The 1,446-nt window shown below is 55.9% G+C and carries 1 rRNA gene; it reads right to left on the reverse strand.

Annotated elements, in window-relative coordinates:
• Positions 1-15 precede the first annotated feature (15 nt).
• A 16S ribosomal RNA gene (locus tag E3T19_RS06590) occupies positions 16-1,446 on the reverse strand; the annotation flags it as partial.

Below are 1,446 nucleotides of genomic sequence, written 5' to 3' on the forward strand. Positions count from 1 at the left end.
TGCTGTGCTCCTTAGAAAGGAGGTGATCCAGCCGCACCTTCCGGTACGGCTACCTTGTTACGACTTAGTCCTAATCACCGATCCCACCTTCGACAGCTCCATCCCTTGCGGGTTTGGCCACTGGCTTCGGGTGTTACCGACTTTCATGACTTGACGGGCGGTGTGTACAAGGCCCGGGAACGTATTCACCGCAGCGTTGCTGATCTGCGATTACTAGCGACTCCGACTTCATGAGGTCGAGTTGCAGACCTCAATCCGAACTGAGACCGGCTTTTTGGGATTCGCTCCACCTTGCGGTATTGCAGCCCTTTGTACCGGCCATTGTAGCATGCGTGAAGCCCAAGACATAAGGGGCATGATGATTTGACGTCATCCCCACCTTCCTCCGAGTTGACCCCGGCAGTATCCCATGAGTTCCCACCATTACGTGCTGGCAACATAGGACGAGGGTTGCGCTCGTTGCGGGACTTAACCCAACATCTCACGACACGAGCTGACGACAACCATGCACCACCTGTATAGAGACCTTGCGGGGCGACTGTTTCCAGCCGTTTCCTCTATATGTCAAGCCTTGGTAAGGTTCTTCGCGTTGCATCGAATTAATCCGCATGCTCCGCCGCTTGTGCGGGCCCCCGTCAATTCCTTTGAGTTTTAGCCTTGCGGCCGTACTCCCCAGGCGGGGAACTTAATGCGTTAGCTGCGACACGGAGACCGTGGAATGGTCCCCACATCTAGTTCCCAACGTTTACGGCATGGACTACCAGGGTATCTAATCCTGTTCGCTCCCCATGCTTTCGCTCCTCAGCGTCAGTTACGGCCCAGAGATCTGCCTTCGCCATTGGTGTTCCTCCTGATATCTGCGCATTCCACCGCTACACCAGGAATTCCAATCTCCCCTACCGCACTCTAGTCTGCCCGTACCCACTGCAGGCCCGAGGTTGAGCCTCGGGTTTTCACAGCAGACGCGACAAACCGCCTACGAGCTCTTTACGCCCAATAATTCCGGACAACGCTTGCACCCTACGTATTACCGCGGCTGCTGGCACGTAGTTAGCCGGTGCTTTTTCTGCAGGTACCGTCACTTTCGCTTCTTCCCTACTAAAAGAGGTTTACAACCCGAAGGCCGTCGTCCCTCACGCGGCGTTGCTGCATCAGGCTTGCGCCCATTGTGCAATATTCCCCACTGCTGCCTCCCGTAGGAGTCTGGGCCGTGTCTCAGTCCCAGTGTGGCCGGTCACCCTCTCAGGCCGGCTACCCGTCGTCGCCTTGGTGAGCCATTACCTCACCAACTAGCTGATAGGCCGCGAGTCCATCCTTGACCGAAATTCTTTCCAACTCCTAGCCATGCGGCTGAAGTTCGTATCCGGTATTAGACACCGTTTCCAGTGCTTATCCCAGAGTCAAGGGCAGGTTACTCACGTGTTACTCACCCGTTCGCCACTGATC

Origin of the sequence: Cryobacterium sp. TMT4-31 (assembly GCF_004403385.1) — a bacterium.
In the GTDB taxonomy this organism is placed as follows: Bacteria; Actinomycetota; Actinomycetes; order Actinomycetales; family Microbacteriaceae; genus Cryobacterium; species Cryobacterium zongtaii.